The sequence below is a fragment of the Halomicrobium zhouii genome (assembly GCF_900114435.1).
GTDB lineage: Archaea > Halobacteriota > Halobacteria > Halobacteriales > Haloarculaceae > Halomicrobium > Halomicrobium zhouii.
The window spans coordinates 273,980-300,019 of sequence record NZ_FOZK01000002.1 but is presented as its reverse complement, the minus strand read 5'-3'; the positions used below and the strand labels follow the sequence as shown (position 1 = coordinate 300,019).

Sequence of the window (26,040 nt, the reverse complement as noted above, 5' to 3'; positions counted from 1 at the left end):
TTATCACCTCAATCAAACATACGGTTTTACGCCAAAACAAGGAGGAGTAACTGACGTGCGTAATATGTCACATTCCAGTGAGATCTGCAAACGCTTTCTTTGATTCGGTCGCTAACGATATGTATGAATTAAATCGCGCAGAACCCATGCACCAAAATTCACCCCCCGTATCTTTATTTACCCGCAGTGATTTCGAATACGCGGAACCCCGGACGGCAGCGGGGCGCGTTCAGTGGATGCATGGGTCCGGTCGATTTGAGACGCCGCTATATAGCGGCCAAGATCGAGAATCGGTGCCCACAGAACGTCAGAAGCCGATATTCCGGAGAGTTAGAAACCGTACGTACCCCGTATGGGTCCGGGCGGATTTGATGAATTAAATGCATGATTGTTGAGCAAGACACCTAAGGGGAGTATATCATATCTCAAATAGAGATAACTGGCTTAGAAGCAGATTTCCCCAGAATCGTGGTATAGTCACCTCAGCTATCGAGTTCGGAACCGCAGTGCGGACAGAAGGTCGGGTTGGGATACCCACTTAGATCCACTTCACAGCTATGGCATTCGCTCAGTTCGTTCACTGAGTCCGTACTCCCAGAATCTGGGGACCGGTCATCGTCATACAGAGCGTCGAATTGGGATTCGATCTCCGCGAGAATCTCGTTATCGGATTCCCATCCCGGCGAATCTGTCGGTCCGTCATCGATCGTTTCGGACACCGGATCCAGATGGTCAAACAACGACCGGAGCGTCGAAGCACGCGGGTTCACGTCCTCACGCTCAATTCGGGAGATCAAGGGCTGCGAGACGCCTGCGACCTCTGCCAGTTCTCCCTGGGTGAACCCCGCCTGCTTTCTGGCGTCTTTTAGCGCCGACGGCATCACGAGCTCGACCTCTTCCTGTTCGAAAGCAGTCTCCGAGCCGTTGAGTGCCGAGACGATTGAGTGGAGTGTTCCGAGCCTAGAGTCGACGTCTTCGGATTCTACCCGGGCGATGAGCGGTTGTGAAACGTCGGCCCGTTCAGCGAGTTCGGCTTGCGTTAGTCCACGTTCCGTGCGTGCGTCTCGAAGTTCCTCCCCGGTCGGAATCCGCATACACAGGAGTAACCATTCCGAGCATATTCAAACGACATGATACTGGTTACCATTCGAATGTACACACGGTCGGCAGGCGATCGAAGACCTGCTCATATAGTTCAATGGCCAGAAGCACATTTGGACCGACAGGAATCAGATCGGCGGTGTTGATAATACCCGATTCGAAAACTGATGGATAGTGGCGAACGGCGACCCGATTGAACCAGACGTGATTGCGGACACGTACGAGGGACTCTCGAATCTCTATACGGCCGTCTCACGTCTCGCCGATGCCCGTGAGTCGATTACCGGTTATTCAGACTCTCTCCTCCATCGATACGCGGAACTGATCAATGAGCGTCGTGGCGAGTTCGGTGCAGCGACAGCGGCGCGAAACCAGTTCTCGATGGGCGAATACCGAGAGCAGTGTGAGGACACGTTTGCGACAATCGAAACCGAGCAACTCACGACCGAAGAGCGTCAACCGCTCGAATGGCTCGGCATCGTTGACCAGGACGAGACGTTCCATATTCCATGTGCCCCGAGAACGGGACGACGACTTCCGCTCTGGCCAGTCGACAGAGGACTCAATGTCGAAAACCATCTGCTCGAGGAGTTTACTGTCCCACAACAGCCGCTGACGATCTTTCACGTGAGCGATACACACCTCGGATATCGTAACCGTACCAGACCCGGTGGAGGCGGCAATACGCACTGGGTCGACGATGCAGACAGTCTTGCAGGATTTCGAGCGGTACTCGAAAGGGCTATCGACGAGGAGGTAGATGCTGTCATTCACACTGGGGACCTCTTCGATCACGACGTCGATCAGGAGACACTCGATACGGCAGTTGCTGCGCTCGAATCACTCGCCGAGGAGGGGATTCCCTTCTACTACATTCTGGGGGACCACGATCGACTCGCTACTGGCGGCGACATCCCCCACGCGGGCGACGCCATGAGTAGGCTCGAATCGGCCACCGGGTCGGAAACGACGGTCCATTGTTCATCGGCCGGTGACCGGATCGGCAATTCGGCCGTTACAGTGTTCGGTGTGGATTCGACTGGTATTGGATTCGATGAAATCCAGGGTAGCTATACACTCGATGATTGGTCCCCAGACGACATTAAGCTGGACCACCGGAATACGTCAGAACTGAATATACTGTGCCTCCACCAGCGTCCAGGGCCGATATCGTTCCCAGATTTGATCGCAAATATCCGCGAGCAAAACGTTTCTCTCGACGTTATTCTCCTTGGGCACGAACACAGCCCGCCCTTCGATGGAGAGTGGCAGACAGAAATCAACGGTGTGACTGTTTCCTACGCGGGTCCGACGATTCCGATCAGTTCGTATTTCGGTGACCGCCCGGCTGGCTATAACCGCATTCGAATCGGGAGCAACGGGAATTTTTCTGTTGATCGACGGACGCTCTAACTGTCCATTGTGACGAAGTGGTCACCGGTATCAGCACGGTCTATGGCTGGTGATTTATCTAGAGATCAGTTGTCGAGCCTGGGTATTACGATACTCAGCCGCCCATACGGATATCCTCGCCCTGGAGATCGTGGTATCTCCTCCAATCCTACGGACCCAGTCTTGCGCCACATCAGGCAGGCTACTATCATGCGCCGAAGTCGGAGAAGGTGCTAATCATGAGCAATATCGTATCGGGACCTGACACAATGCTAGTTGATGGAGCGGTTGCCATTACTGTCCCCAGGAGAACCTCACGTGGTGCGTTAGTACAACCGGAGTTTGCGGCGGCTCGCTGGTTACGAATCGCTGTCTTCTTCGTCTATACCTGAAAACGTTTCTTCGAGAAGTGAATCAATGCTCTCCTGCGCACGCTGGGAGACGTTCTCAGCTTCGGAATCGGCAGGCGCATCACTCACTGAATCATCCGAAGAGTTGGCCTGTAGCGCATCTTGAGTCTGTTCAGGGGACGACGCTCGATCGGTGCTATCTAGGTTAGAGGATGAGGACTGGCTGCTTTGCGGAGAATCGTTCTTCTCCTGTTCCGACTGATCACCCCCGGTAGCAATCGAGCCTTCCTGCTTGTGTCCGTCAGTAGACCGCTGTGACTCTTCGGTCACCTTAAATACATCAATGGTGACCTCCTCGGCAGCAAACTCTGCGGATAGTTGATTCTTAACCGTGGATACGTCAAATAGCTCTGGGTCCGCGAATTCTACATTGATACGCAACTCGTTGGGCAATCTTGATACAGATAGACGTCGATGGTTTTCCCTCGGATGGTTTCGATCGCCAAGGAGTTGAATATACTGGCGTCCTATGGAATCGCGAATCCAGCGGTCTAACGTCTCACTGGAGTAGGCGGTAAGCAGTTCTTCAAACTCGTCATGTCCAATCTCCGAATCCCCGTGATCCATCGCTTTGAGGATGAAGAGGAGATACAGCGCTCGAGCCCTTAGCTCGGGGGAGTCTTCAACCGCGGCCCTGCGCACTCGTTCGGAAGGCATCAAATCGGGCGCTTGGCGTGCAACATTTCCGAGTATCGACGTTGCGGCGCATGCGTCAGTTTGAGCAGATTCGAAGATCTCTATTAAACTGTCTACAGGAAGTGATTCGACATGCACATTCGTCAATATACAAACTATTTGCTCCTGCACGCGTTCATCGGCAGAATCCAAAACGTCGACGAGACGGTTGGCCAGCGGCTCAATCTCATGTGGCTGTGATTCAGCTACCTTCCCGAGAACAATCGCTGCTTCCTCCCGCCCCTGAAGGTCGCCATTTTCGACGATTCTGAGCAAGTCGGGAAGCCATGGTAGAACGTCTTCGGGCCTCTCTTCAACGGCTGTAACAAGAGCGATCATCGCATCACGCCGGACGCGTCCATCACCGACAACCAGATTCTCGACATGGGTCACCGGCTGTTTGTCACGGTCCAGATGTGTGGATTGCACAGGCTCTCCCCGGTCAGATGTACTAATCGTGTCTGCTGGTTCTTTGCGGTAAAACGGAGGTTTGCCGGCACTGATTGAATTCGAGGAAGACGTACTCGATGAGTTGAAGAGGGCTTTCAGGACTCGACGAATTCCCATTGACTGGGCTAAGCGAAGCCTCCTCCGTATATTAAAGTACGCACCGATATCCCGGAATTGCCATGAACATATACCAATTCTATTACGTTTGAGTCCAGCCTGATCTCTGGAGCCGTAGACAGAGAACCTCCTGGGGGATTGTACCTGGGGCCATAGCTCCTCTAAATCACGGTCCGTATAATTTGTCTCATCAACCCGATCGTAGAACTTTGGAAATGAGGTGTCCAGTCAGGCTACGCTATCTCATGATGTTTCACCGTCTCCAGAAATAGGAACTGTTCCAACAGCTGTGCTCGCCGTCGTTTTATCGCCCCCCGAGGGGTGCGGGGGCAATCCCGCAGCACATCATGGCACACAGAGCACTGGTCGCGTACGAGCGACCTGACGGACGATACAACTTGCACTACTCACACGAAGGCGCGTACAAACTCCGGCTGGCGACGGACATCACAGCCGAAACGCCGTTCGGCGGGACAGTCCCGAGTTCCGACCAGCGCAACCGGCTGGAGCTGATGCTGGAAGTCAAATCCGACGGCGCCGGTATCGCCGTGGACAGCGGTCGGTACCGAGCGACGCCGGTCGAGATGGAACCGAACGCAATCGCCCTCACGCTGGAAACAATCTGTGCGGAGCGTCTCTACTATCTCACCCACGAAGCGTTCTACGTCGTCGATCGAGAGTTCGACGTCACCGCCTACCGGACGTTCTCCTTCGCGATGGATCACGTCGCCCATCGCACGAACGAGGGTGCCACTGTCGGCAACGGTGCACTCGTCCCGGTCCGGTGGAACGACGGCGAACCAGTCGGCGATGGCATCCTTCGTGGTCGGCTTCGCGCATTGCGATCGATCACGCGAGACATGCTCGACAGGGACGTCTTCGACGAGGACGAGGCACGGACGTACATGATCGAGAAACTCCAGGCGTGGGTCCACGACGACGCAGAGATCCACGTCCACCGCGACACTACGTAACTTCCTCACTCAGCTCGGCGTCGACGTTGCAAACGATTCGTCATTGACGTCGAACGTAGTCCAGTAGATCTCTCCCTCGTAGCGGACGATGTACGGCCCACCCAGGCCGTCTTCGCGGGATTCGTCGAGGCCCTTGGCCTGTTCCTGTGGACGAAACTGGTCGGCGAGGTCAACGAGTGGCTCGGGCGGCGTCTCATCAGGTCCGACGACGTATCGCTCGTCGCTGATAGCCGTCTCCACGATCTCTCGTTGCTCGCTGGAGAGGTCAGCAAATTCGAATGCGAATCGCTCGCGCATCACCTGGCCGTACGCCGCTGCCGTGGCGACCTCGTTGGCCGAATAGTCGTAGGTCTTCAGCGACGTCTCGTAGCTGTCGTCGACGACCCACTCGGCCTCGGCACCGTTCTCCCAGACGATGTAGGAGTACTCGGACTCGGGAACGAGGACGGACTGCTTGCGTTCCTCGTGGGTATACAGGAGCGTCGTCCCGATGCCGACGACGTCGCCGTCGGCGAGCCCCTTATCGGAAAAGACAGTTCGGTCAACCTCGGGCAGATCTGCGAACCGGATCGCTTCATCGTCCTGGATCGAATCCTGGACGATGTCGACTTTGACAGAGTACGTCGTCGCCGGCGTCTCGTCGACGACCTCTTTCGACAGTTCGACCACTGCATCGTCGGTCGCGATGTGCCGGTTAGCTGGGAGCGGGGGCCGCGTCCCCTCAGTCGTCGCCCCACCGTCGCGTATCCGCTTGAGTAGTGCTGCATCACGATCCTCGTCCGGATACGACTGGAGAGAGTAGAGAACCTTCTCCGGGAGTTCGGCATCGGTAACGGGGTTCATCTGAAAGCTGGCAGTCGGGACTTCGTCAACGAAGTTACCGCTGGTTGCGGGCCCAGTCTGGCAGCCGGCCAGGGCAACTGGGAGCAGGGAGGCCGTCGACGTTAATAGCGTTCGCCGGGGCATTACCTGGGCGGCCGAAGCCGTTCGGAACGTATTCTGGCGTTGTTTCATTGTGGTGCGCCTGACTGTCTGTAGCTATCCATCACCATCGGCAGCAAATATACTTCCCATGGCACAAACGAGCGTTTGAGCGTCCGGGCTCCTCCCACGCTATTTTATCGCCCCCGACAGGGGCGAGGGGTGATCGAACCCGCACATTCCAGCTGATCACGTCAGAATTAGCAGCCGAACGCAGTGAACACAGAAATTACAGTCCCCACAATAGACATATGTCATAGCACCTTCGTCTGAGTCAAGGAGCGAATCACCATGCCTACAGTAACCATCAACGTCGACGACGACCTCAAAGCACAGATGGAGGACCATCCCGAGATCAACTGGTCCGAAATCGCCCGCAGTGCGTTCGAGGAGAAAATCGACGATCTCGAGATGATGAATCGGCTCACCTCAGACAGCGAACTGACCGACGAAGACGTCGACGAACTCGCGGAGTTGATCGATAGCAATGTCGCAGAACGGCTGGCAGGACAGTAGGCCCCTCGTCATCGACACAAACACCGCTCTTTCGGGGCTTATTGGTTGAGACTGCCTCTCGAACAATACAATAGGAGTATCGAACAGTTCACATTGAACAGGTTGGATGGGTGTGGTATGTCCAATCGAACAGATCGACTGTTGGCCGTTCTCGTCATGCTCATGGCCGTATTGGTTATTTCTCAAACGACTGTCGTACCGCGGAATCAACTATTAGGAACCATCGGACTCGTGTTCGGGGTTAGTGCCATCGTTTACTCGCTCTTCGAACTGGTGGAGATATTCTAACTGCACCTGTCTGAATCAATCCTTTCGCATACGCACGGGACGGGTATTTCACACCAAACACTATCACATAAAACAGGTTCAACTGAGACATATCGTTCCGTCCGTAGACTTACTAGGGAGTTCTAACCGGCTTGTTCACCAACTTCCAGCCCAGCTTCGCTAACGGCGTTTTATCGTCCCCCGAGAGGGGTGCGGGGCATTCAGGCCTTCGCACTCTAACAATGAGTTCGCAAGTAGAGCAGCGGGTCTCCTTCGACGATAAGGAGACTCGTGACGACGAGATGCACAGTACGATCACCGAGTGGGTCGAAGACCTCGCAGATCTAACCGACGAGGCCGCGGCAAGCGAGCAGTTCCAGGCGTGGCTGGACGTCCAGTCGCGGTTCCACTACTACTCGTACCGGAATACGCTCCTCATCAAGGCACAGTGCCCCGAAGCGACGAAAGTCGCGGGCTACCACACCTGGCAGTCAGAGTTCGACCGACACGTGAAGGAAGGTGAGTCGGCCATCTGGATCTGGGCGCCAATCGTCACGACGCGGTGTCCGGAGTGCGAGAACGCGCCGTCGTATCACGAGCAGATCGACTGCGAGTACGACGAGACGGCACCAGAGGAGTGGTCGAAGGGACTCGTCGGGTTCCGGCCGACGACCGTCTTCGACATTTCGCAGACGGAGGGTGAGTCCCTCCCTGAACTCGACACCGAGGCGACCGGCGACGCCGGTGACCTCGTCTCCGAGCTCCTCGAGGCAGCCACGGAACTCGGCATCGACGTTCGACTCGTTCCGAAGCACGAGTGGTCACATGGCGACGCGAAGGGCGTGTGTCAGTACGACACCGACGGCGGTGCACCAGTCGTCGAAGTCCAGGAGGTCGAGAACGACGCCGACCTGGCGACGACGCTGGTCCACGAATACGCCCACGCTCTTCTCCACGGAGACGTCGACGACGCGACGGAGCGCTCGAAGCGGGAGGTCGAGGCTGAGGCCGTCGCCTACGTGGTCGGTCGCCACTTCGACCTCGACGCGAGCAACTCTGCGTTCTACCTCGCAGCGTGGGACGGGGACGACAGCGATGCCATCACCGACCGACTCGGTCGTATCAGTCGGACGGCCGAGCGGATCATCGACGCAGTCGACGGAGAACGAGGCTCCAGTGAATAGAGAAATACGCCAATACGCCTAATACAACACACGACAAGAAATACACATGCCCATCGACATCGACACCTTCGAATCTACCTCGGGGGACCGACTCCACGAGAGCGGTCCCACAAACGCCGAGCGAGTCATGCGATTCCTCGCTTCGCACCCGGACCAGGCGTTCACCCAGAGCGAGATCTGTGAGGGAACGGGCGTCAAGAAGGGCAGTATCAGCGTCGTCCTCTCGCGTCTCGAAGACCGCGACCTCGTTCGTCACAAGGGGAATTACTGGGCGCTTGGCGAGGACGACATCGCATCGTACGCTGGATTCGCCGAGAGTACCCGGACTGCGAACGAGCGGTTCGGCGAAGAGGACATGGACGAGTGGTTGGAACACGCCGTCGTCGACGGCGTAGACGGATGAGCTGCTGACGTACCTCGAACCCCTGGACCAGCTCTGACCGACGCTACGCTTCTCTACCAGTAGAACGTGGCTCGCAGGTTTATTTGCGCCTGCGATGGGCGCAGGCGCTAGCTGCCTTTCGCCGCCTGCGAGGTATTCATGGCAACTACCGACCTCGACGACGAGCAGTTCGAACAGGTTGCACAGTCACTCGAATGCTGGCTCGGAGACCAGGCCACGGACGACGTTCCGGAACTCGTTCTCGTTGGCTTGCTTCGCGGCTACGCCGACTCGATCGAAGAACACGGCTACGTTCCTCGGTCGTGGGGATCCTGCGAATCCTCTCGTATCCGGCATAGCTGTGATCCCGTCTCTGGAGGCCAGCAACAGAACACCAGCAGGAAAACCGCCTCCAAAGAAAAATAATGCTATCTTGGAAAAGATATTTTAGAACCAGCGCCGAATACACGAACATGGACGACGTCAACGAGCGGGCAAAAGCCCAGTGGAAGGAGGCGACGACGAGTCGGGAGCGCGTCAAGGAGATTCTCGAACAGACGACCGAGTACCAGACGGTCCGTGAAATCGCCGACCGGGCCCTGACCAGCGAACCGACGACGCGGAAGTATCTCGACGAACTGGTCGAGGAAGGGCGAGGCGTCACCACGCAGGACGGTCGGACGACGAAGTACAAGCGCGACGAGGGGACGATCGTCGACGAGCGCATCGCGGAGCTTCGCCGGACGACGACCCAGCAGGAACTTATCCAGGGGATCCGGGAGATGAAGGAGGAGATCCACGACTACCGCGACACCTACGACGTCGACAGTCCAGAAACGCTCGCCCTCGAACTAGAGGCTGGAGACCCTGGGTGGGGCGACGTCGGTCGGTGGCGCTCGACCAAGCAGAACCTCGCGATTGCGAAGGCGGCACTCCAGGTGAGCGAGGCACACCGAACTGTCGAGGCCTAATCGATGGTCGACGACTGGGAGCGAGTCGACGTCGGGAGTCCTGACAGACGTCTTCTCGATGGTGTTCGGAGGACAGCCCAACGGCACGAACCACTCGTCACCGAGACCCGCTTCGACAACAAACTCAATCCCGAGACGCTGCATCTCCACGTGGACGCGGGGATCCAAACAGAGACCGGTCGGTTCGACGTGACCTGGACGGATTCGCACTACCCTTCAATAGCGAGAGAGGTCTACCGTTTACGGTGAGTGTGAATCGCGTACACTCCTGTGAGGTACCGTCATAGTACTGCTAGTCGTGAGTCTCCACCGGCCATCACCAGTTTTACTTTCACTCCGGATGGGTGGAATTTACGTTCCAAACGTTCCTCCCATCAGTTGGCAGATGAAGCGAACAAATACGTTTGCCGTGCGCCCGCTCTCCGAAAGTGGAGAGCAACTGCTGGTGGACCTGTTGGACGCTTCTGCGGCTCTCTGGAACGAGATCAACTACGCACGCCTCAGGCGGTACAACGACGAAGACGGGTTCGAGGGCGACGTCTGGGACGCCGATACAGGCCGACTCGAAGGTCGGTACAAAGGCGTTCTCGGTGCCTCAACGGCTCAACAGGTAATTCGCAAGAACAGCGAAGCGTGGCGCGGGTTCTTCCGTCTGAAAGACCAGTATCACGACGAGTCGAACACGTCGGTCATGCAACACCCGGAACCACCGGGATTCCGTGGGAACGAGGACGACGGACGAACCCTCCAAACCGTCATTCGCAACACGTCGTATACCGTCGAATGGGGCGAGCGCTCTCGGCTCGAGATACTGGTCGGGAGCGAGTTGAAAGACCGGTACGACCACACCGGACGACTCCGGCTCGAAATCGCTGGCGACCCGAATTGGCCCGACTACGAAAAACAGGGTCGATTGGGCCTGTGGTACGACGAAACTGACAGCACCGTCCGAGCTTCACAGCCCGTGACTGTTTCTGAGGACGTCCGGGACACTCCACTGGCCGACGAGACGGCCGCTCTAGACATCGGTGCAAACAACCTCGTCGCCTGCACCACCACAACCGGTCAGCAATTCCTGTACGACGGCCGGGACCTATTCACCCGCTTTCGCGAGACGACACGAGAAATCGCCCGATTGCAGTCAAAACTCGAAGAAGATAGATACAGTAGCAAACGCATCCGGCGACTGTACCGCAAGCGAAGCCGTCGCCGCGACCACGCTCAAGAAGCGTTGTGCCGTGACCTACTGGAACGGCTCTACGAGGACGGCGTCGCTACAGTGTATATCGGCGGCTTGACCGACGTACTGGAGACGCACTGGTCGGTTGAGACGAACGCCAAGACCCACAACTTCTGGGCGTTCAAGCAATTCACCGAGCGGCTGGCCTGTACCGCCGAAGAGTACGGTATCACAGTAGAAGTCCGGTCGGAATCCTGGACTAGCCAGGAGTGTCCCCAGTGCGGTTCGACAGACCGAACGACACGGCATCGGGACACGCTCACCTGTCCATGTGGGTTCGAGGGGCACGCCGACCTTACAGCATCAGAGACGTTCCTGAAGCGGCACACGAGCAAGGCAGTCAGGCCGATGGCACGGCCCGTGCGGTTCGAGTGGGACGACCACACCTGGTCGGAGCCACCACGCTCTCACCGTCCCAAAGAACAGCGCACAGACCCGAGTACCGTCCACGGGGACGGGAATGTTGCCCCCGGGGAGACTCAGACAGGCTGAGACTCCCACATCCGAGAGGAAACCTCGTCGTTCAGGACGGGGAGGATGTCATACGGAGGGTGAGGCGTTCAACTACCGCTACGACTACCATCCACGGCCGGACTGTCCGGAGAAACACTTCCACGAGCCGCCTGCAGCCGACCACGACGCTGTCCTCTCCTGCATCGAGGTCGAACAGGTCCAGCTCGTCACGCTGGCCGTCCTCCAGTGCTGGCGGGACGCAGTCGAATCGGGCGACGTCTCGAACTTGCAGCAGCCGAACCCACCGTAGCAGCTCCTCCCCTCTCGGCCATCGTCGAATAGGACTCGGATTGCGCTGCTCCTGCAGGTGTTTTTCTGGCCCCTGACGGGTGCGGGGCCACTCGAATCGGGCCTCGCGGATTTCCGTATGACTTCACAGCCACTCGACGAACTGTCGGTATCGACCCGCGTCCGCAAACGCGCCCAGTACGAGGCCTTCGAGTTCGAACTGCTGGACTCGGACGTCCGCGTTCGCAACGCCAGTCACGCCGTTCCGGCCGACCACGAATACCTCGTCACTATCGAGGACGCACTTCCGGTGGACTGTACCTGTCCAGCTGACGCGAACTACGAGAACGCGTGCAAGCACAGAGTCGCCGTCGCGATACGGCGTCCAATCCTCGATCTCGCCAACGAGGTGCAGTTGCTCGCTGATGGTGGGACACGCCCACAACGCGATGATTCGGGGCAGGCTGAAATTCAGCTCAACGAGTCACCAGAATCGGACGACTGCGAGTGCGACCTCCTCCCCGACGACTTCCCATGCTGGGAGTGCGTTCGGACGGGCAACCAGCCGATGCCGACGCGGAACGAACGAGATCGATAAAGACGATCTCCGCTTCACTGGCGAATCATTCAGACCCGGTTAGACCGCGACTGCGCCGCGGGTGTTTTTCTGGCCCCTGACGGGTGCGGGGCCTGCAGAGAGGTGCCCGCGATAACGAATGAGTTCGAGAGACATCTACGAACGTGGCTTCGACGAATCGACTGGCAAGACGAACGAGACGGCCTGTCCGGATTGCGACGGTGACCTTCGCACTATCGACGGCGAGCAGTGCTGCGAGGATTGCGGACTGATCGTCGAGGCATGCCGACTCGACAGGCGCGGGCCGCGGACGTTTCCAGGCGACCAGGAACAGAAGCGACGGACGGGCGGACCCCGTACTGTGACGCGCCACGACCGGGGCCTCTCGACGGAAATCGGTCGCAAGCGCGACGCCAGGGGGAACGCAATCTCGGGCAAGAAGCGACGGCAACTCGCCAGGCTTCGTCGGGAACACGACCGCGCCAGGTTCCGGTCGAAGCGAGAACGAAACCTCGCACACGGACTCGGTGGGATCGACCGACTCACTGCGCAACTGGACCTGTCGAAATCCATCCAGGAACAGGCGAGTTCGCTGTTCCGGACGGCCCAGGACGCCAACCTCCTCATGGGACGGTCGATCGAATCGATCGCTGCGGGTAGCGTCTACGCGGCCTGTCGGATCAACGACGTCCCGCGCACCATAGACGAGATCGCGAGTGTCGCTGCCGTTGGACGGGAGAAGGTCAGCAACGGGTACATGGTCCTCAACAGGGAACTCGACCTCCCTGTCCCCCCACAGCAGCCCCAGGAGTACATCCCGCGGCTCGTCTCGGCGTTCGACCTGCCCTGCCGGACAGAGCGGCGTGCTCGTGAAATCGCGACAGAAGGGGTGGAAGCAGGTCTCGCGACGGGCGTCAACCCCGCGGGCTTTGCAGCGAGTTGTGTGGCCGTCGCCGCGGCAACGCAGGGGATTGAGGTTATTCAGCTTGAACTCGCCGAGGAGGCGGACGTCTCACCGACGACGGTGCGTGAGCACCGGGACACGTTGTGGTCATTCCTGGGGAAATAGGATGTTCGGACTCTGGTTACTCGTCCGGCATTTCAGCGGGAGCGATAGGGAAACACTGGTGGAGTGCAGGCATTGCGGAACGGCAGTCGAACCCGGTGCTGATCGGTGTTCGGCGTGTGGCCACGACGGGATCGCGACGTACGAGATCGAGTAATTGTCCGGGAGACTTTGGAATCGTTGCTCGAATAGCAGAGAGTTGTACAAGTTTCCACTCGCACCTCTCGCAACCATCAGCAATTGACGTCGAGATATGCCCAGTGAGCAAACCTGACATACATGTAACGACTAGGTGGGCGATGGGCCTACACGCGGACCGCGTGTCAGATCCTGCATGCAACGCCGTGATTACCTCACTGTTCTCGCCACTGGCGCCGCCGGCGTCACTGGCTACGCCACCGGCAATCAACAGCTCGACGGCGGACTTCCAACCGAGAACGGGACTGGCAACGCCACCACGAATACGACCGGAAACGAGACCAGCCTCGAGGAGTGTCCTACGGAGACTCCTGCCGACGATGGACTCGCTACTGACACGGAGACTGGCTCTGTCACGGGTAGCGGCCTCGAGATCGTCGCCACCGATTACGTCGAGATCGACGAGGAATTTTCGACCATGGCTGGCGTCTGGGTCGAAGTCGCCAACCACACCGACCAGCCGTGGTCGTTCGTTGAAATCGGGGCAACATTCCGGGATCGTCAGGGAACCATCATCGCCGACCGGTCGACGAATACTGGGTGGTTGCCTGCCGGCGAGACCTGGCGAGTGTTCATCTCGCACTCCAGCCCGGAGCAAGTCGAAACAGCCGACGTCAGTATTACGGACACGACGCGTGGTGAGGTATTTCCCACGGCCGAGGAGCTTGGTCTGGTGCTCAACGGGGTGGAACTCGTGGACTCAGGGCCGACCGTCGTCGGTGAGGTGACGAACACGACCGGTGGGCCCATCGACTTCCTCACTGCCCAGGTAGCCTTTCACGGTGACGAATATTTCTACGGGAGCGGGTCGACCATCATTTCAAGATTTGCTGCGGATGATACTTGGCGCTTCGAGGTTGGCCTGGCCTACTACGCGCCCGAAGATCCCGCCGTGACCGGCTACACGCTTCGGTTCGAAACCTAGTCAGAGAGGGCAAACGACACTGACTAGGTGCAGTGTTTAATAATCCTCTCAGTAGATGTGTAGTCGCCAGTCCAGCCCTGAAGACTGGCAGTGGTACCCTGGGCAACGGTGGGGATCATCGATTGCGCTGGCAGTCACATCTGCTTCGCTGACGTGGGTAGTCCCTCTGGACGCCCGCCTAATCACCTTGGAAGGTGGCACTTGGTTGTATGCCGTGAAGAGGAGGATGCCGGAAACAGAGCGCCGGCACGTGGGCCGTTTCGCCGCAGGGCCCGAGGCTTCCATTGGCTGCCAGTCGACACCAGTTGCGGGGTCGGACTCAACGACTGGTGGTTTTCGGGTAACATTGCTTACAAACCTAACTGAATGGGCAGGCAGCTTTTACAACGTCCCCTCGCAGTACAATTGCCGGACGTCATTTGTGATTCATCCGGCGTTTCCACTCCACCCCACACAGGTCCAGCCGCTGAGGCCATCACCTATCAGGGCTGGTGCCTTTCCGTACATCCTCTTCGTCGAGCGCTGCCTTCTCCGGAACCATCACTTCTCCTCTCGGTAAGAAAATCATTCTGACGGATCGTTGATGGGTGTGAGAAGACTTACTCTACGTGCCCACAGCGGGAGAATACACTTTCACTTCCACTCTACACCCTTGGCTGGCATTAACATTGTAAACTCCAGTCAGTCGCAGCTATGGTGTTCGCAGTCGATATCGAAGATGACGTTGTTCGTATGTGGTCCCGCAACGGGGAAGATGCCGTCGTCGAGCGAGACGGATCCTACGCCCCGTCACTCTACGTTGGAGCGACTGACGACAAACTTGGCTGGCTGGATGACCGTCTCACCTCGGACTTGAAAGTCGTCCGGACGGCATTCGAAGCCCGTCTCACTTCTCTCCGTGCGGACGAACCAGCGGCGGTCCTCCGTGTCGACGTGGAGCGCCCGTCAGAGATCGACACGCTGGCCCGGGAGATCCGGACGATCCACGAACCCGAGCAGGGAGGGCCAGGGACGTATCGACTGTTCAATATCGACATCAGCCCGAAGTTTCGCTACTGCCTGGAGACAGAGACGTGCCCGGTCCCGAGTGAGGAACTCCGACTGCTGTCCCTCTCACTGTCCGACCGTGCATTGGCGAATCGCGACCTCTCAAAGCTGACCTGCAATGGTGAGCCTATCGGGGAGAATTCGGTGGCCGTCCTCGAAGGCGTCGCACAGCAGATCGAGGAACACGACCCTGACGTGCTCGTTCTCTCGACGGCCGACCTCGTCCCACTGCTTTCCGACGCTGCCAGGGACAACGGCGTCGACCTCCAGTTAGGCCGTCTCCCGGGCTATCAACAGCTGGCCTCGGAGAGCACGTTCGAGAGTTACGGGCGCGTCGGCCACTCCGCAGCGCGGTACGACGTCCCCGGCCGGACGATCGTCGACTGGTCGAACAGCTTTCTCTGGGGCGAGGGACGCCTTCCAGGGATGCTCGACTTGGTCGAGCGCTCGTGGAAGCCACTCCAGGAGACGGCGTGGGGGTCGATCGGCAACATCTTCACCGCGATCCAGATTCGCCAGGCCTTCGAGTGGGACGTCCTCGTCCCGTGGCGCGCCTGGGAGGCGGAGTCATTCAAACCAATGCGGACGCTCCACGACGCCGACCGTGGCGGGTTCACCTTCGAGCCCGACGTCGGGTTTCACGAGAACGTCGTGGAGATCGACTTCGCGTCGCTGTACCCGAACATCATGTGTGTTCACAACCTCAGCCCGGAGACCGTCCGGTGCACGTGCCACGACGGCGACGATGTCCCGTGGCTGGGGTACAGTGTCTGCGACGAGCCTGGGTTCGTTCCGTCGGTCCTCCAACCGATCATCGACGACCGGGCCGCACTCAAGCAACGGATACGCGAGACCGACGACCCCGAGGAGGCACGGCGACTGGAACACCGCGTGGACGCGCTGAAGTGGATCCTCGTCACCTGCTTCGGTTACCAGGGCTTCAGCAACTCGAAGTTCGGCCGGATCGAGGTCCACGAGTCCATCAACGCCTTCGCGAGAGAGATCATCCTCGATGCGAAGGAAGTCCTGGAAGCCGGTGGCTGGACTGTCGTCCACGGCATCGTCGACAGCCTCTGGGTGACACCACGGGAGGACGATCACGCACCGCTCGACGAACTCACCGACGTCATCTCCCGGGAACAGGAGATTGACCTCGAACACGAGGACGACTTCGAGTGGGTCTGCTTCGTCCCGACCAAAGACGGCCAGCGTGGCGCCCTGACCAAGTACTTCGGCAAGGTCGCCGGACGCGACGAGTACAAGTACCGCGGTATCGAGTTGCGCCAGCGCTCGACACCGGAGTACGTCGCCGACGTCCAGCGTGACCTCGTAGATACGCTTGACGAGCACCGCGAGCCAGAGCCAGTCGCCGACCGACTGGCTCGCCATCTGAACGAACTCCGGAGCGGGTCGGTTGACCCGGAGAAGCTAACGATCCAGACGCGCGTTTCGAAACCCCTGAACGCGTACCAGCAACAGAACCGAACCGTCGCCGCCCTGCAGCGCTACGAGGACCACGGGATGGAGCGTTCGCCAGGACAGGACATACACTACGTCGTCGTCGACGACGACAAGCGCAGTCGCGAGCGAGTCCGACTCCAGTTCGAGGCCGACGACTACGACCCGGAATTCTATGCCAAACTACTCTTTCGGGCGGCCGAGAGCGTTCTCTCACCATTGGAGTGGGATCGGGATCGGATCAAACGTTACCTCCGGGATACACAGAACGCGCGGTTGACGAGCTATTCGTAATCCCTTGACTGCGCATCCAAGGAGGTCAATTTCGCAAAACCATTTGCTCAACCGCGAGTAATTGGATCTGAATTCACCGACTGAATATCTCATTTCGATGCTTATCTACAGGCAGAGACGCTATCCGTTACTCAAACCGTCAACAACATCAATCTCAGTACGAACCTGTTCCATCTCATCGCTATCAGCGAGTTCAGGAAACTCATCGATGATGGCTTCATGAAACTGCTGAGCAGACTTTCGTACGGCTTGTATCCATGCTTGCGCAGTAACGATCCGAGATGTATCGATCTCGAGTCTTTTGTCTGGGTTCGTGGTTCCTTCCCAAGTCACACTCCGGGTGATTTGAACCGATCCGTTGGCCTGAGGCTCGATAACTACCCAAGATGGACCATTCTCAAACTCAACTATATATCTCTCTCCTTCGAGGATGGAACGCACTGACTCCAGCAATTGTAGGACGACTCCGCATCCAGACCCCTTTGGTCCTGATTTTTCATCCCCAACGACAAATGTATCTCCGACCCTAATCGAAGTTCCCAACCATGTATCAGGGCTTTGATTCTTTTCGACCAACCGTTGATATTCTCTGTCGATGTGAAAGGAGATTGATGCGCTCTTTGAAGGCGACGAACCAGTCATGGGTTTACGAATCCTCCTTTCCCACCATTCAGGCCCGGAACGTATCGCATCACTTTCGGGCCACTGAGGGGGAACGCTGTTTCGACTGAACCGTCTGGGTAAACTAGCACCCGCATGCTATCAATGCCACTGCTTGGATAACCATTTGTGGATGGCTCAAAGTAATATTTCGTTTTCTGGCCGTGAGGACTAGCATCCCCATCTTTTAACGAATTGAATACCAGTCTTTTAACATCTTTATTAGACATAGTTTCGGGCATTTCTTGTCCTTTTACAGTCTCGCCTGTCGGGAATATTCCACTTCCCCCTGTATCACCCATCTCGTGTTCTCCCTCAATATGACGTGCCACGATATGCTCCCATCCCCCGTCAATATCACCTTCTTCCATCCACCGAACATCACTATCGACTTTTACGATCACCCTCGCCTCGCTCAAGTCACCCTTCTTTCCGACCGACAGCACGTTGTTTGCATCCAGATCAGAATCCAGATAGGCAGACTGGTCTTTCAGTTCAAGTGCCTGAGCGAACATTTGCACGTCGTCACTGTCCATCTCGCCCTCATCAAGTAACTCGTCCAGACGCTGGCGGGCCGCGTTATCGATTTCGCCCGCATCCGTGAGTCTCTGGAGCCGGGCGACGGTCTGTGTATCGAGATCGTGTTTGGCCCCGAGTTTCGCAACGTCTGCATCGAGGTCTACTCTACCACCATCAGCGCGCGCAGTCAGCCGGCCCAACCGCCGTTGTTCCGTCGACGAAAGGTCTTCGACGTCGGCGTCCGTCTTCTTGAGGAATTCGCGGGTTTTGAGTTTACTACCGAGCGTCTTCGACGCGCCCATCATCCGGTACGCGCTGTCGACAGTCATCTTGCCGCCCGTCGCCAGTCCGTTGGCGAGCTTCGTGGTCGCGTACCGGCCAGGCGCGTGCAGCTTGTCCCGGCCCTTCATCAGCAGCTTCCCGGCTTTCCGGAGTTTCGGCGTGCTGACCTTGTCCGTCAGTTTCGACAGCTTCTGACTGCTCTTGGCGGCCTTCGTCTTGACTTGCGACGTGGTCCTAAAGGACGAAGTAGATTCTTAGAAGGGATTTCAGAGCTAGTGGTCTGGTTACTACTCAATGTAGTCGCTGAGCAATATCACATTATTGACCCACTCCTTCGGGATGGAGTCACGTCCTAGCACTTCGACGAGATCTCCACCACCGGATCGACCATGCAGCGCGGCGACATCTCCGAGTCGTAACTCCTCTCCCGGTGGAACTTCAACGATCCGGACCTCGTACTCGTTACTTTCCGGGAGAGCATACCGGTCGATGACTCCTGCATGGTCGAGATCGACTTCGAACTCCACTCGCCGATGGAGCCACTGGTCCCCAGGAAGGCCATCGGGTTCGAACTGCAAGCAGGGCTCTACTTGGCCCGTCTCGATGTCCATAACGATGGAATTCTCGGCGTACGGTCCTGACATAGTATTGATCACGGCATCAGCGACAAGAAGACTCGGGTGAGTTTCCACCAATCTGGCTATCGACTCCAGCCGATGAATTCGACGTCACCAGTTTCTAGGTCTACGCGATACCGATCCCCATGCCCATCACGAACTTGAACGAAGTCGTCTGCTACAGTCAAATGATTAACTCGTCTGGCGCTCTCCTCCCCCTCTTTTTTTAGGGGCTGAATCCTCCACAAGCGGTTCCCGTCCGAATCGAGAGCAACGACATTTCTCGGTTCTAGTTCACCGTTGTGGCAGTGGACGAGGACGATACCATCAACGGAAGCAGTATTTACTACTTCAGATGGCATCTCTATTTCAGTGCCGTCAATATAGACGGTTTTTCCCGAATAATTAACCTGAGTCATGAATCGTATTCGTAGTGCATTTTGACGTACTGCGATAGCTTTCCGTGGGGACCCCATCCATTTAGATCGTCAGAGTCAACACCACGGATCTGATATTGAGTGGCCTGACCTTTTCGTTTGGCGCCAGTTGATTTAGATTTCATTTTACCTACGGTGCTCACTCGCAACTTCCCATTACGACTAATCTTTGAAGTTTCGAGTTTAGAGACATGTGTATACTCAACATCCCAGTCATTCGGTAATAGTGCCATACGATCGATTAGATCTTCGTCTGTATTGGCCCGTTTGAGCACTGATTCTTCAACTAACCAGCTTCCATCAATATCTGCATCTCCACTACGCACCCGATACAGTTCTTTGTTCCCTTGGATATCTGCGTCGATAGCGATGCTCCCTTCTTCGTGTGGCGGCCTGCCCTTGAAGTTATCATTGAGTTTAGTAGTACGCTGGAAGTCGAGTACTTCATGTCCGTCGCTATCCAACATCTCGACGCGCTTCAGCGCCGTCCGAACATCATCTTTCTCGATATCAGCGCCCTCGTCGATCACCTGCAGCAACTGACGGACGTCATCGTCGTCGAGCACGCCGCGATTCTGCAGCTCTCGAATCCGGCGGGCGCCATCTGCGTCGAGACCGTCGATGTCTGGGTCACAACTGCCAGCGCTGAGCGTTGCCTGCGGTCCGCCCACACTGTGGAACCGGTCTGAGCCGAGCGAGCTACCACCAACTGCCCCTGCACGGAGTGAGCCGACGCGACAGGTCGGCGTGAGCATCTCGCGGAACTCGTCGTCGTACTTGTTCGCCAGCCAGACGCCGTCGCGACCGGTCTCGTCGAGATAGTCGTTCAGCGCCGCTTGCTCTGCCTCGCTCAGGTCGCTCGTGTCGACGTCCAGCCGCTTGTAGAGGTACTTCTTGTGTAGCGTCTTTCCGAGAGTCGAACTGTCGATGACCCGCCGCGCCGCACTCGACGTGAGTTCTGCGCTGTCGGACAGCTTCATCACGAGCCGCGTTTTCGCGTACCGGCCGGGCGCGTGAAGCTTGTCCTGACCTTTCATCAACAGCTTCCCGGCTTTGCGGAGTTTCGGCGTGCTGAGTTTGTCCGTCAGTTTCGACAGCTTCGAGCTACTCTTCGCTGCCTTGGTCGCCGAGGCGCCGGCCGCTGTTTTCAGCACTTCGAACGCGACCATCCCCGTGTAGTAGCTCGTCCGGAACTCTTCGTACAGTTCGCGCTCGTCGTCGAAGTCGTAGGGATTCGCGAGCCGTTGTTGCTGTTCGAACCCGTCGGCCATCGCCTCGATGAGCCGGCCAGGCTGGTCGAGGTGCTCGACCACCTCGACGATTTTCGCCATCGACTCGGCGTACCCCACCGGATCCGAGACGAGTGCTTTGACCGTCCCCGCGGTCTGACCAGCGCCGACGCTCACGCCAGAGAGCAGGCCCAGACTGTACGCGACGCCCGAGGAATCCATCGGCGCGCCGAACTGCTCGGCGATCTGGACGAACGCGACGTCGCGCTGCATGACGACCTTCGTCCGCTGGTTCCCGTGGGCGTCTTTCAGGACGACCCGCGTCGCCGCCCCTTTCGTCGCGTCGATGAGCGACTGCGCCAGGAACGTCTTGTACTCGACGTTGTACGAGTGGCCGTCGTCGTCGCCCGGCGTGCGCTCGAACTTGACCTTGTCGTTGTGTTTGACCGCGACGCGGGCGAGACCGAAGTAGTCCTGCGCGTCGAAGCCGACTCTGTAGAACGTCTTCGCGCTCCCCTGTGAACTGGAGACGGACGAGTAGCGGACGTTCAGCGACGGCGGGCGGTAGTCGTGGACCGTCGGGTCCTCGCCGATCTGCATCTCGCGGCCGTCGTCCACGCCGTCGGTGTCAGTGTCCTCTCTCTCCGGGTCGGTGCCGAGGTCGCGCTCGGTCGCGTCGTCGAGGCCGTCGCGGTCCGAATGCGCGCGGGTCGGGTCCGACGTGACGTCGGGGGAACTGACGTACGCGGACGTGTCGCCACCCTGACCCAGTGCGGCCATGAACTGCTTGGCGTCGCGCTTGCTGTCGATGATGCGAATCTCGCGCTCACCGATTTCCTCGCGGTCCGTCAGCCCGTCACCGTCGGAGTCGACCCTGGAGGGGTCCGACGTGGAGTCGACGATCTCCCACGAGCCGCCGCGCTTAGCGAAGCGGACCTCTTCGTCGTCGTCGAGGCCGTCGCCGTCGGAGTCGACGCTGTAGGCGTCGGTCGTGAATCGGTTCCCGGTCTTGGGGTGGTACCAGGTCTGGTCTTCGACGTGGTTCCAGATGCCGTCGCCGTCCGCGTCGGCCTGGACGTCGAAGGAGTCGATGGACGCCCGCGCCCCGCGCGTCTCGAAGCGGAACGTGACCGTCTCGCCGGCGTACTCGGAGACGTCGATGCGCTCGGTGGTGGTCCGACCGGCCGTGCTCCCGAGCTGGATGGTCTCGCTCGACCCCTCGCCGCTGATCGTGAGTTCGACGTCGGAGTAGTACCCGTAGGACTCGGCTTCGTAGGCCAGGTCGGCGACGAGGCGCTCGGCCTCGTCGAACGACGTCGTGACGATGCCCGCGCCCTCGACGGGACAGCCGTTGTCTGCGGCGCCTTTAGTGGTCGGACAGCCGTCTTCGCCGTCCTCGACGCCGTCGTCGTCCGTGTCGGCGTCGAGCGGGTCCGTCTCACCCGAGACCTCGTCGCCGTCATCGAGTCCGTCACCGTCGGTGTCGGGTTCTGTCGGGTCCGTTCCGTACTGTTGCTCCTCGTCTTCGTCCAACCCGTCCTCGTCTGTCATGGAGGGGTTGTCCGGATCTCTCGGATCGGGATCTTCGTCGTTGTCTAATCCGTCGCCGTCGATGTCGTCGTCACACTCGTCTCCTCGTCCATCGAGATCAAGATCCTGCTGTCCCGGATTCGGGTCCGCCACGCAGTTGTCGTCCATGTTCTGGACGCCGTCACCGTCATCGTCCATATTCCCGCCGGGAGTTCCAATCGAACCACCGTCGTCTGAATCGTCCGAGTCGTCACCAGAACCGTCCGAGTCGTCGTCTGACTCGTCGTCACACTGGCTGGGGTCGATGTCGTTGTCCCTGTAGTTGGGAATGCCGTCACAATCGTGGTCCTGACGGTGGTGGTGTCCGCCCATGATCGACACGCCGCCAGAGCCTGCTCCGAATCCGGACTTCGAGACGGACGCACCCCGAGTGGTAGATCCGACGTCACCGATGACGAGCGAGCCACCGCCGAGTTCACACGTCTCGCCGCACGTGACGTTGCTGGCGGTGGTGTCCGTCGCGGGTAACTCGGGTTCGCTGGTGCCGGCGTTCCAGGCCGACTCGTTCAACACCGTGACGAAGGCGTTCGAGTCGAGCGTCGCCGTCGCGGTACCCGCACTCTCGTTGACCGTCGTCTCGACCGCTTTCCAGGTTCCGTTCGCGTCGGCCGAGCGCGCGAACACGGTGACGTTCTCGCCGTCGGCGTCCGCCGCGACGGGGAGCGATATCGTCCCGTTGGCCGAATCGCTTCGAGCGTCGACGTAGACCGTCGGGCCGGCGCTCGCCGCCGTGCCGTTGTGATATTCGGGCGTCGGCGATATCGTGACGTTCTTCGCCAGATTGCCCTCGCCGGCGACCGTCACCGACACGCCCGTCGATTCCTCGGACGCGGTCGTCTCGAAGGTCTCGTTGCCGTCGCGGACGCCGTCGCCGTCCGTGTCGGCGACCAGCGGATCGGTGCCGACCGCGAGTTCGTCGCTGTCGGAGAGTCCGTCGCCGTCGGTGTCGGGATCCGTCGCGTTCGTCCCGTACTGGTCGACTTCTGTGCCGTCTGGAAGCCCGTCCGCATCCGTGTCGTTGTGAAGAGGATGCGTCCCGAGTGACGCTTCGCGTTCGTTCGAGAGGGTATCGTTGTCGGGGTCCTCCGCGCCGTCGGTCACGCCGTCGCCGTCCGAATCGGCGTCGAGCGGATCGAGCCCCTGGAGTCGTACCTCGAAGGCGTCGTTGAGTCCGTCCCCATCAGAATCGCTCTCGAAGGGGTCCGTTCCAAACCGGTACTCGTTGAAGGCGACGAGTCCGTCGTCGTCGAAGTCCTCGTTCCCGTCGGTGACGTTGTCGTCGGCCTCGTTCACACCGGTTCGGGCCGAGTCGCTGTCGACGGCCTCGGGATCGGTCTGCGTGACGTTCCGTTCGTACGGGTCGGGCAGCCCGTCGTTGTCGGCGTCGTTGTCGAGGTACGCCGGGACGCCGTCGCCGTCGTGGTCGACGAGTCCCTCCTCGCCGTCGGATATGCCGTCACCGTCAGCGTCCGTGTCCCGCCAGTTCCAGACGCCGTCGAAGTCGACGTCGTAGGCGTCGGCGGAGACGTTCGCCTTCTCGATGGCGGTCGGGATACCGTCACCGTCGTCGTCCAGGTCGCGGTAGCCGGGCGCCAGATCGTCGTCGACGTCGTCGCGCCACTCCCAGGCGTCGATCACGCCGTCGCCGTCTGCGTCGGTGTCACGTGCATCGAGGACACCGTTTTCGTCGGAATCGATGTGTGCACCGCCGTTGGTCTCGTAGCGGTCAGAGATACCGTCACCGTCGGTGTCGTTGTTCGAGGCGTTGAGTCCGAGCGCCCGCTCCCGCGAATCCGCGATCCCGTCACCGTCGGTGTCGTTGCCCAGAACGATCGGCGTGGGCTTCAGGAACGTTCCGTTTTCCACAATAGCGCCTAATTCGTCGCTCCGGGCGAGCGCCGCGCCGTCGTGGACGCCGTCCTCTGCCTGGTCGCCGTTGAGTTCACGGACGTCGCTGTCAGGGTCGAGTGGATCTGACCCCACCTCCCGCTCGACGTGTTCGGGCAATCCGTCGCCGTCGAGCGCGAGCGATTCGGTCCCGTTCAGGTCGTTCTCGCCGTCGGGTGCGCGCACCTCGATTTCGGTGACCCGTTCGGTCCGGTCGACCTCGACGAGGAACGTCTGGTTGGCCATCGGCGAGTCCGAGGCCGAAACTACCTCAACGGTCCGACTCCGGTTGCCGATGGTGACCGTGACGGGTTCCGGGTCGCCGACGACGACGTCGGTGTAGTTGCCAGTCAGGTAGTACGTGTCGGGCTGGCCGTCCTGCCACACCGGATCGATGGACGACTCGATAGTGACTCGTGGTTTACTGGCCCCGTCGATCCGTTCGAGCGCCAGATTCGCCTGCTTCAGGGCGATCTTCAGTTTGACGAGCGCGTTGGCCCGGTGCCTGAAGGCTTTCTTTCCGCGGACCCGAGTCTGTGGCGTCTCCGTCGCAGTCGGCGTCGCGGTCTGGGTCGCCGTTTCAGCCGGCTCGGTCGCGGTAGGCGTAGGGGTTGTAGTAGCCGTCGCGGTCGCTTCTGTTCTCGTCTCGGTCACTTCCGTCGCGGATGACGTACTCGTCGCAGTCGCAGTGGGCGTGGGACTCGGCGTCGTCTCGGACTCGGGCGGTGCCGCTGGGCCACCCTTGTCTTTCCCTTTGGCCTTGCCGTTACCGTTCTGCCTGTCCGTGCCTTTCTGCTTGTCTTTCCCTTTGGCCTTGCCGTTACCGTTCTGCCTGTCCGTGCCTTTCTGCTTGTCTTTCCCTTTCTGCTTGCCCTTGGCCTTCCCCTTCTTCTCGCCGTTCCCGTTCTTCTTCTCGGCTTTGTCGTTCTGCTTGCCGGTCTTGTCCTTGCCGTTGCCCTTTTTGTTCCCCTTCTGCTTGCCCTTCGCCTTCCCCGGGTTCTTGCCACCCTTCTTGCCCTTCGGAGCTTGCTGCACGGAGAGCGTCGAGAGTGTGCTGTCGAGAGAGATTCCGGCGAACGAAAGCGACCGCTGGGATCCCTGTGACGCGCGTTCCTGGGCCTCGCGGGACTTTTCGAGGGCGCGTTCGGCGTTCCTGATGTGCGCCTTGGTACTCTGGCGCTCGCCCTTCGACATCGTGTCCTTGCGCGCCTCGTAGGCCCGCCGAGCGTCCTCGATCGCCTGTTCGGCGGACTCGTCGTCGGCCGAGACGACGAGCCTCGCGGACCGGTGCGCGGTGTCGGCCGAACTCGTTCCCTCGAACTTCGCGAGATTACGGACGACTTTCGCGTCCCGCTCGAACGTCATCGGGTCTTTCACCCGGACGGGGTCGTGATACTCGTAACTCGCACTGCTGTTCCGGAGGTACTTTTGCGCACGCTCGGCCGATTCTTCCTGGATCCCCGGCTGCGGGTCCAGATCGCGTGTCAGTTCCAGCGCGCGCTGTTTCTGCTCGAACGGCGAGAGACTCTCGTCTATCGTCGGTGCGTTGCCTGCCGAAACCGTCCCGGTCTGGGTCTGTAACGACCCGACGGCCGGTCCGGCCACCGTCGCCGTCAGGACGAGTATCGAAAGCGCTACTGCTACCACCTTCCGCGATTGCCCACCCATGGTTGCTGAAGTTACGCCCAGGTGGCCATTATTTAACTGTTCGGAGCGTTACGATTAGTGAAGGCGGAACAGTTATGTGGGAGTGCGGATTTACATGTTCGTTCTGATTCTTGACTCCGACTGAGCTATATCGAGAGGTCGGATTGAAGCTAGTTTAGAGATTCTAATCCACCAGATTTCAGGAC

The 26,040-nt window shown here is 59.0% G+C and carries 21 protein-coding genes; 13 read left to right on the top strand and 8 right to left on the bottom strand.

Going from position 1 to position 26,040, the window contains the following annotated elements:
• Positions 1-482: 482 nt before the first annotated feature.
• On the bottom strand, positions 483-1,094 hold the full coding sequence (locus BM337_RS08890) for a helix-turn-helix domain-containing protein (RefSeq protein ID WP_245778632.1): 612 nt from the start codon (positions 1,092-1,094) through the stop codon (positions 483-485).
• A 181-nt stretch (positions 1,095-1,275) separates the two neighbouring features.
• Here BM337_RS08890 and BM337_RS08880 point away from each other — a divergent pair, with 181 nt between their 5' ends.
• The gene (locus BM337_RS08880) at positions 1,276-2,514 is read left to right on the top strand and encodes a metallophosphoesterase family protein (RefSeq protein ID WP_089816085.1); all 1,239 of its coding nucleotides are present in this window, start codon (positions 1,276-1,278) and stop codon (positions 2,512-2,514) included.
• 338 nt (positions 2,515-2,852) lie between these two features.
• Here the strand turns inward: BM337_RS08880 and BM337_RS20545 are convergent, their stop codons facing one another.
• Entirely contained in the window at positions 2,853-4,007 is a 1,155-nt protein-coding gene (locus tag BM337_RS20545; RefSeq protein WP_143117678.1) for a hypothetical protein, read from the bottom strand.
• 485 nt (positions 4,008-4,492) lie between these two features.
• Here BM337_RS20545 and BM337_RS08870 point away from each other — a divergent pair, with 485 nt between their 5' ends.
• Positions 4,493-5,119 carry a DUF6735 family protein gene (locus BM337_RS08870; protein ID WP_089816079.1) on the top strand — a complete coding sequence of 209 codons (627 nt, stop codon included), beginning with the start codon at positions 4,493-4,495 and terminating at the stop codon, positions 5,117-5,119.
• A gap of 9 nt (positions 5,120-5,128) precedes the next feature.
• On the opposite strand, the gene BM337_RS08865 is transcribed toward BM337_RS08870, so the two are convergent.
• A complete protein-coding gene (locus BM337_RS08865; RefSeq protein WP_089816077.1) occupies positions 5,129-5,962 on the bottom strand; it encodes a hypothetical protein in 834 nt (277 codons plus the stop codon).
• A gap of 429 nt (positions 5,963-6,391) precedes the next feature.
• Here BM337_RS08865 and BM337_RS08860 point away from each other — a divergent pair, with 429 nt between their 5' ends.
• The 11 genes from BM337_RS08860 to BM337_RS08810 all read left to right on the top strand — a co-directional run bounded on the left by BM337_RS08860 (position 6,392) and on the right by BM337_RS08810 (position 16,966).
• Positions 6,392-6,616, top strand: a complete 225-nt coding sequence (locus BM337_RS08860; protein WP_089816075.1) for a hypothetical protein — start codon at positions 6,392-6,394, stop codon at positions 6,614-6,616.
• A gap of 509 nt (positions 6,617-7,125) precedes the next feature.
• A complete protein-coding gene (locus BM337_RS08855; RefSeq protein ID WP_089816073.1) occupies positions 7,126-8,067 on the top strand; it encodes an ImmA/IrrE family metallo-endopeptidase in 942 nt (313 codons plus the stop codon).
• 46 nt (positions 8,068-8,113) lie between these two features.
• Entirely contained in the window at positions 8,114-8,470 is a 357-nt protein-coding gene (locus BM337_RS08850) for a MarR family transcriptional regulator (protein WP_089816071.1), read from the top strand.
• A 138-nt stretch (positions 8,471-8,608) separates the two neighbouring features.
• Positions 8,609-8,875 carry a hypothetical protein gene (locus BM337_RS08845; protein WP_089816069.1) on the top strand — a complete coding sequence of 89 codons (267 nt, stop codon included), beginning with the start codon at positions 8,609-8,611 and terminating at the stop codon, positions 8,873-8,875.
• A 47-nt stretch (positions 8,876-8,922) separates the two neighbouring features.
• Positions 8,923-9,420 (top strand): DUF7342 family protein, encoded by a 498-nt coding sequence (locus BM337_RS08840; RefSeq protein WP_089816067.1) that lies wholly within the window; start codon positions 8,923-8,925, stop codon positions 9,418-9,420.
• 3 nt (positions 9,421-9,423) lie between these two features.
• Entirely contained in the window at positions 9,424-9,669 is a 246-nt protein-coding gene (locus BM337_RS08835; RefSeq protein ID WP_089816065.1) for a hypothetical protein, read from the top strand.
• A gap of 136 nt (positions 9,670-9,805) precedes the next feature.
• Entirely contained in the window at positions 9,806-11,152 is a 1,347-nt protein-coding gene (locus BM337_RS08830; protein ID WP_089816063.1) for an RNA-guided endonuclease InsQ/TnpB family protein, read from the top strand.
• Positions 11,153-11,540: 388 nt separating this feature from the next.
• Complete coding sequence (locus BM337_RS08825; protein WP_089816061.1) at positions 11,541-11,999, top strand: SWIM zinc finger family protein; 459 nt, start codon at positions 11,541-11,543, stop codon at positions 11,997-11,999.
• A 118-nt stretch (positions 12,000-12,117) separates the two neighbouring features.
• On the top strand, positions 12,118-13,047 hold the full coding sequence (locus BM337_RS08820) for a transcription initiation factor IIB (RefSeq protein WP_089816059.1): 930 nt from the start codon (positions 12,118-12,120) through the stop codon (positions 13,045-13,047).
• A 331-nt stretch (positions 13,048-13,378) separates the two neighbouring features.
• On the top strand, positions 13,379-14,167 hold the full coding sequence (locus tag BM337_RS08815; protein WP_089816057.1) for an FxLYD domain-containing protein: 789 nt from the start codon (positions 13,379-13,381) through the stop codon (positions 14,165-14,167).
• A gap of 693 nt (positions 14,168-14,860) precedes the next feature.
• Positions 14,861-16,966 carry a type B DNA-directed DNA polymerase gene (locus BM337_RS08810; RefSeq protein ID WP_089816055.1) on the top strand — a complete coding sequence of 702 codons (2,106 nt, stop codon included), beginning with the start codon at positions 14,861-14,863 and terminating at the stop codon, positions 16,964-16,966.
• A gap of 120 nt (positions 16,967-17,086) precedes the next feature.
• Here BM337_RS08810 and BM337_RS20540 read toward each other — a convergent pair whose 3' ends face one another.
• The 5 genes from BM337_RS20540 to BM337_RS08795 form a co-directional block, all read right to left on the bottom strand.
• Positions 17,087-17,608: a hypothetical protein gene (locus tag BM337_RS20540; RefSeq protein WP_143117677.1), complete on the bottom strand. Its 522-nt coding sequence runs from the start codon at positions 17,606-17,608 to the stop codon at positions 17,087-17,089.
• Complete coding sequence (locus BM337_RS08805; RefSeq protein ID WP_089816053.1) at positions 17,605-18,555, bottom strand: hypothetical protein; 951 nt, start codon at positions 18,553-18,555, stop codon at positions 17,605-17,607. The genes BM337_RS20540 and BM337_RS08805 overlap by 4 nt, the downstream gene beginning before the upstream one ends.
• Before the next feature lie 159 nt (positions 18,556-18,714).
• Positions 18,715-19,071, bottom strand: coding sequence for a hypothetical protein (locus BM337_RS08800; RefSeq protein ID WP_089816051.1), 357 nt, complete (start codon positions 19,069-19,071; stop codon positions 18,715-18,717).
• Positions 19,072-19,127: 56 nt separating this feature from the next.
• A complete protein-coding gene (locus BM337_RS21080; protein WP_177227369.1) occupies positions 19,128-19,463 on the bottom strand; it encodes a DUF7957 family protein in 336 nt (111 codons plus the stop codon).
• Positions 19,460-25,855, bottom strand: a complete 6,396-nt coding sequence (locus BM337_RS08795; RefSeq protein WP_177227367.1) for a hypothetical protein — start codon at positions 25,853-25,855, stop codon at positions 19,460-19,462. The genes BM337_RS21080 and BM337_RS08795 overlap by 4 nt, the downstream gene beginning before the upstream one ends.
• Positions 25,856-26,040: the final 185 nt, after the last annotated feature.